Below are 5,559 nucleotides of genomic sequence, written 5' to 3' on the forward strand. Positions count from 1 at the left end.
CTGCTTTTACGGGAGGTGGAAAGTAAGTGCCCGAAGACATTCGATTCCAGATGCGATAGAGATTTCTTTTCAGATCTACTTCAAATTCTTCCATGGACTGATTCCTCTTGCAAGTTGGTACATGGACGTAGATCTGATCGGTCAGGCTCCTTTGCTCCGCCACCATTACAGCAGCTTCATCACTCTTACGAGCCTGTCCGCCCCTGTGCAGCACATCGGTACTTTTAGCCTTGCAGGTTCTCTGCTTGTGCCTTTCCCTTATACATCGATGCGACAGGTTCACGTAGTTCAACATAAAAGCCCGAGTTGGACTCACGCCATCTCTATGCCGGGCACCGTTCAGCCAATCAGCAGGCTCCCGCTGAACTTGTCCCAGGACAACGAGAACTTCCTGGTTTTGACGCCTTTTGCGCTTTTCGACACTTGAACGATGGTTCACTTTTGTTCGTCTTTCCAACTCATACATGACTTCTTTACGAAGCCTTTTCTGCAACGCTCACGACCAGGGCTCTTTACCAAGGCCGCTTGCAGTAGTTTGTAATCCGTTCCTGCAAACCGATTACGAAGGGCCTGCCTTCATCTTACATGCTGCTTTCTACGACACACTTTCGTCCAGGCGCCAGCTTTTGCCCAAAGGCCGCTTAAGGCGTCGAACAGCCTTTTCCAGCCCTGGCGTGAACTTGATGACCCAGCGGTAAATGGTGGTGTGGTCCACTTCAAGCCCGCGCTTTGCGGCCATCTCTTCAAGGTCCCTATAGCTCAGCTTATAGGAACGATACCAGCGGACATGGAGCATGATGATCTGGCGCTCAAAACAATGTCCTTTGGTGTCAAAAAGCATGAGTCGCTCTCCCAAGGTTTCCCGGAGGATACCATGGACTTACCCAGGCGCAACACTACTACTAAAGCTGCCATTCCACCAATTGCTACACAAGCAACGCCACCGGATATACACCAGTTCTTGGCCCTTGCATCTCCCGCTCCCAAAGAAGATGGGCTTAATACTCGTCTTCGCCAGATGGATCAAAAGCAGGTGATAAAAAAGCCTGCTCACTCAGAATACGGGTTGCCCTGATTACAGGTTATTACATCCCTGTACACCCGCAGTGATCAGCATGGCCAAGTTTAAAAGGTTGTGCAGCGGTTGTGCAAAAGATGGAAGTGATTGCCCTGTGACAATCACATATCGTTCAGCCCGCGATGGAGTCGCAAAAGGTTGTGAATATCCTGATGCCGACTAGTTGAAAAGCCTTTGCATTAAACCTTTACATTTCTAAGGAAACAAATGAAGACTAAATCAATCCGAAGCTATTTGACATTTTTACTTCTATCACAAATATCCGTATTCAGCTTCAGTTCTGCTTATTCGGACGACGGCAGCTGTGGCGGACGTATCCCAACAATTTTCTGCAAGGCCGGTGTCGCCTGCTACGGTGACAAATACGTGAAGGGTGACGTGATTTTGGGGTCATCGGGAAATGATCTAATTTATGCCCGATCTGCAGACATTGTATGCGGAGGGGACGGGGACGATTTGATATACGGGAGCAATACTGATGATAGTGGCAATGTCGCCATAATTAATGGTGGTCGGGGAAGTGACAAAATTTATGGCTCACGATATGGTGGTGACATAATTAATGGTGGAGAAGGTGATGATTGGATTACTGGCGCAAATAGTTCCGTGCCTTTCTCCTCACCCCTAATCCAATACAGAACGGTCATAGACGGCGGACCAGGCAATGACAGAATATCGGCAAGTCGCTACGGAAATACTGAGATTGATGGTGGTGAAGGAATTGATAGCTGCTCGTCCGGAGGCTTTGAAGCCGGGCCTGTTGCGCTAATTAATTGTGAGGCCCCAACCCCAGTCGTAACTCTACCGTCAATCCCGGACTCTTCTGCTGATCAATTTGCTATCTCATATTGCCTCGGTGAGCGGTGTTATAAAGCGGAAAGTCCTGACGCTAATTTGAATCAAAAATTGATCGAATTTGCAGAAGTAGTTGAAAAGTCCAGTTTCGATAAAACCGCTTATGAAGCAAATTTTTATATTCAAAAAGATAGATCAACGGAAAAAGTTGCAGAACTTTCACTTTCGGAGTGTACAGCAATCCCGGAGTCATGTGCAGCGGTTAATGTCAAGTTTGATGCCTCTTCAGACGGATCAAACACAGGAAAATTTGTGATAGTAATTTCCAGGCTCAGCCAAGACTCTGAGACAGCACAAAATGTTTATCTTAAAATTATCTATGCGAATGTTGATGATCTTCGCATCATCCTAAATAAGTATTGATCTGGCAAAGGAGGCTAAAAGCAGGTGATAAAAAAGCCTGCTCACTCAGAAAAAGCAGGCGTGCAGCAACGAATCAATCATTCCGCAATTCCGCAACACCAGGAGAGCCGTCTACCGTTCCACCGCCACCGGAAGAAATTCGCGTGATACGCTAATGTCGACCACACGGCAACGCCATCAACAGAGCCTGCGATCTTGCTAGGATTTTCCCTGAATGCGCAGACAAATCAGGTGCAAACGCCTCTGGCCTTAAGGCTTTCAATGAAGAACATTCCACTGACATTGAGCTCCGGCAGGTGAAGTATCTTAATAATATCATCGAGCAGGACCACAGGCGGGGGAGGCAAAGGACAAGGCCCATGCTGGGCTTCAAAACCTTCATGTTGGCAGCGAAAACCATCGCCGGCATTGAGATGATGGCCATGATCAAAAAAGGCCAGCTTGATATCCAGGGGTCCACTCCATTTGAGCAGTTTTACACCCTTGCAGGATAACCTTGTCCGGGGAATGATCCCTTCAGAAACTCACTTCAACCTTGGAAATGTTTGCGACAGAGCCCTATCAACCTTCAAAACTCCGCTCCCGACCTGCTCGACAGCCAGTCCAGCCGGTAATCAAGTCACCTCCTGAACACTTTCCTCGAAGCCTGCTCCTCAAACCTATTGGATTCGCCTTGCGCGAGGCTTTCAGCCCTGAAAATCAGTCTTCCTGCACACTTAAGAATCATTCAAAATGACGGAAAATTTTATAACAAGGCCGTTCAAATCTGGTCAGCATGCAAATTCCCAAAAGGCTTACGGTGATGAAAGAGCATTGCACTATGGTTTCTTTTTTCAGCGGAATGTAAAGAGGCGTTCAAGCATATCTCACGAAAGCATTGTAAAACCGGATTGTAGCCGGAAACTGGCAGTATCTCCATGAGAGGCAAGGGCTTGAGCTTCAGGCTACCGAATGAAAGCAGGGAGATACAATGCATAATGGCATGAATCTGTTTTTAAAAGGTGAAAAAGTCATAATCAATTGAAGAAGCGGAACTGTGCGTCAAGGACTGCGGCCAGCCAATGGGCTGTCTCAAAGCTTATCGCTTTCGCGGCTTTGCAATGCGCTGTTTTTATCACGTCTACAGCTTCGGGTAAAACTTCAGCTGAGATCTTCTATTCCACTGCGGCATGAGTGGGCCCCATGGGTTAGGCAATTTCCCGCCTATGGTTTGCGGGTGCAATAAAACCGAAAAGGGAGGGCAGGATGAATCCCCAAAACCAGGCGACGTCGATTTTGCTTGAGCACACTGAAGACCCCATTCGCCGGGAACGACAACTTGATGTTCTGCGTATGGCGTCAGTCAACCTTGAGAAGAGTACAGGGTTCGTGGACGGACTTGGAGAAATACTGGGTTCGCTGGAAAGGCACTGTGATTTGGTTCTTGGCCGCATCAATTTCCTCGATGGAGTGATCGACATCGGAAAAGAGATTCGGGCACCTGGTGGAGAAAAGCCAATCGATCCTCAGGTTGAGGAAGCGATCTTGATGGCTACCCAGGATGTACTGCGGAACTGGCGACCGAAGATGGTGCCTGTGCCAAATTTCGAAAGGTCCCGTTTTCATAGTACCTACGAAGTCGCACGTGGTGCCCAGCTTTATGTCCTCAGTCATCACATTAAATTCAACGAACGAAAAATAGGAACTCTCACTGTCGTAAAAGTCTCTTACGGCAGCTTCGAACCCAAGACAGAGCAGGCTTTCCTCTCCGCCCTGACTTCCATGATCGCCCAGTCGGGTATGATCAATCGCTTCTTTCGCGATCAGCAGCACGAGACAGCCGCTCCGCAGCCGACCAATAGGACTCTCGATAAGGTGAAATACGATCGTTCGCCGATCATAGGCAACTCAAAGGCCATGCTCCGTGTGTTAAAGTTGATGCATCAGGTGGCGGATACCGACACCACGACCCTTCTCCTGGGTGAAAGCGGTGTGGGTAAGGAGCTGATCGCGGATGTCCTGCATCGCAACAGCGCGCGGCGCGGCAAGCCTTTCATCAAGGTGAACTGCGCAGCCCTTCCCGGGCCGTTCCTGGAAAGCGAACTCTTCGGTCATGAGCCCGGTGCTATCACCGGTGCGCCTACCCAGAAGAAAGGTCGTTTCGAACTGGCCAATGGTGGTACGATTTTCCTCGATGACATTGGTGATCTGTCCTTGGCGACTCAAAGCAAATTGCTGCGTGTGCTTCAGCAGCGGGAATTTGAACGTCTCGGTGGTATCTCGACCATCAAGTGTGATGTCCGGGTCATTGCGGCAACCAATCACAATCTCGAAGAAATGATCGAGACCAGTCAGTTCAGTCAGGATCTATACTATCGTTTGAATGTATTCCCTATCCATGTTCCAGCTTTGCGTGAGCGGACGACGGATGTCATGCCGCTGACCGATTTCTTCATCGAGAAATACTGCATGATGCATAACAAAAATATCCGTCGTATTTCGACGGCAGCCATCGATATGCTTACCAGCTATCACTGGCCAGGGAACATCCGGGAACTGGAAAACTGCATGGAACGGGCCGTCCTTCAGAGCAACGAAGGCGTAATCCGCGGACATCACCTTCCACCCAGCCTTCAGATCGCCGAAAGCTCGGGCGTGAAGACCGGCAACAATCTGAAAACGACCCTGGAGTCGATGGAACGTGAATTGATCCTGGATTCGCTTAGGGCCAGCAAGGGCAATATGGCGAAAGCGGCCCGTGACCTGGGTCTGACTGAACGTGTAATGAGCCTGCGAGCCCAAAAATACAGCCTTGATCCTCGCAAGTTCCGCAAACAGAATTCCTGATTTTTCAGCACGCTTTGGAAGTTGCGGCAGGGGAAAATGGGAAAAGAGGTCATTGAAAATCCGGGTCAGTAATCAATGCGATAAACGGGGTTTTTTTCGTGATCCTTTCGCCTTTTGCTATATTTCGGTCGGGTAAAAGGAGTGCCTTGGGACACTCCAATCCCCACGGAACCCATCGTGCAGATTTCCCGCAATGGGCTCTTCAATCATTGATTCACGACTCACCAAGTGCTTTGAATTCCTGTAGTGTGGTCAACCTCAAGCCCACGTTCCCTGGCCATCTCTTCAAGGTCCCTATAGCTCAGCTTATAGGAAAGATACCAGCGGACATGAAGCATGATGATCTGGCGCTCAAAACAATGTCCTTTGGTGTCAAAAAGCATGAGCCGCCCTCCCAAGGTTTCCCGGAGAATACCACGGGCTTACCCAGGCGCAAC

General features: G+C 49.1%; 3 protein-coding genes and 3 pseudogenes. 4 read left to right on the forward strand and 2 right to left on the reverse strand.

Annotated features, from left to right (window positions below; translation table 11 throughout):
• Positions 1 to 427, forward strand: a 427-nt coding sequence (locus VE954_RS14175) for a hypothetical protein (RefSeq protein ID WP_324953804.1), incomplete at its 5' end; no start/stop codon positions are given.
• Positions 428 to 604: 177 nt separating this feature from the next.
• Here VE954_RS14175 and VE954_RS14180 read toward each other — a convergent pair.
• Positions 605 to 841: pseudogene (locus tag VE954_RS14180) on the reverse strand (IS6 family transposase); the annotation flags it as partial.
• A 444-nt stretch (positions 842 to 1,285) separates the two neighbouring features.
• Between VE954_RS14180 and VE954_RS14185 the strand changes: the two are divergent.
• The 3 genes and pseudogenes from VE954_RS14185 to VE954_RS14195 all read left to right on the forward strand — a co-directional run bounded on the left by VE954_RS14185 (position 1,286) and on the right by VE954_RS14195 (position 5,122).
• On the forward strand, positions 1,286 to 2,296 hold the full coding sequence (locus VE954_RS14185) for a calcium-binding protein (RefSeq protein ID WP_324953808.1): 1,011 nt from the start codon (positions 1,286 to 1,288) through the stop codon (positions 2,294 to 2,296).
• Between the two features lie 221 nt (positions 2,297 to 2,517).
• Positions 2,518 to 2,790: pseudogene (locus VE954_RS14190) on the forward strand (DDE-type integrase/transposase/recombinase); the annotation flags it as partial.
• Positions 2,791 to 3,541: 751 nt separating this feature from the next.
• Positions 3,542 to 5,122: a sigma-54 interaction domain-containing protein gene (locus VE954_RS14195; RefSeq protein WP_324953810.1), complete on the forward strand. Its 1,581-nt coding sequence runs from the start codon at positions 3,542 to 3,544 to the stop codon at positions 5,120 to 5,122.
• A gap of 242 nt (positions 5,123 to 5,364) precedes the next feature.
• Here the strand turns inward: VE954_RS14195 and VE954_RS14200 are convergent.
• Positions 5,365 to 5,505 (reverse strand): annotated as a pseudogene (locus VE954_RS14200) (IS6 family transposase); the annotation flags it as partial.
• Between the last annotated feature and the right edge of the window lie 54 nt (positions 5,506 to 5,559).

This window comes from Oligoflexus sp. (genome assembly GCF_035638955.1).
Classification (GTDB): domain Bacteria; phylum Bdellovibrionota_B; class Oligoflexia; order Oligoflexales; family Oligoflexaceae; genus Oligoflexus.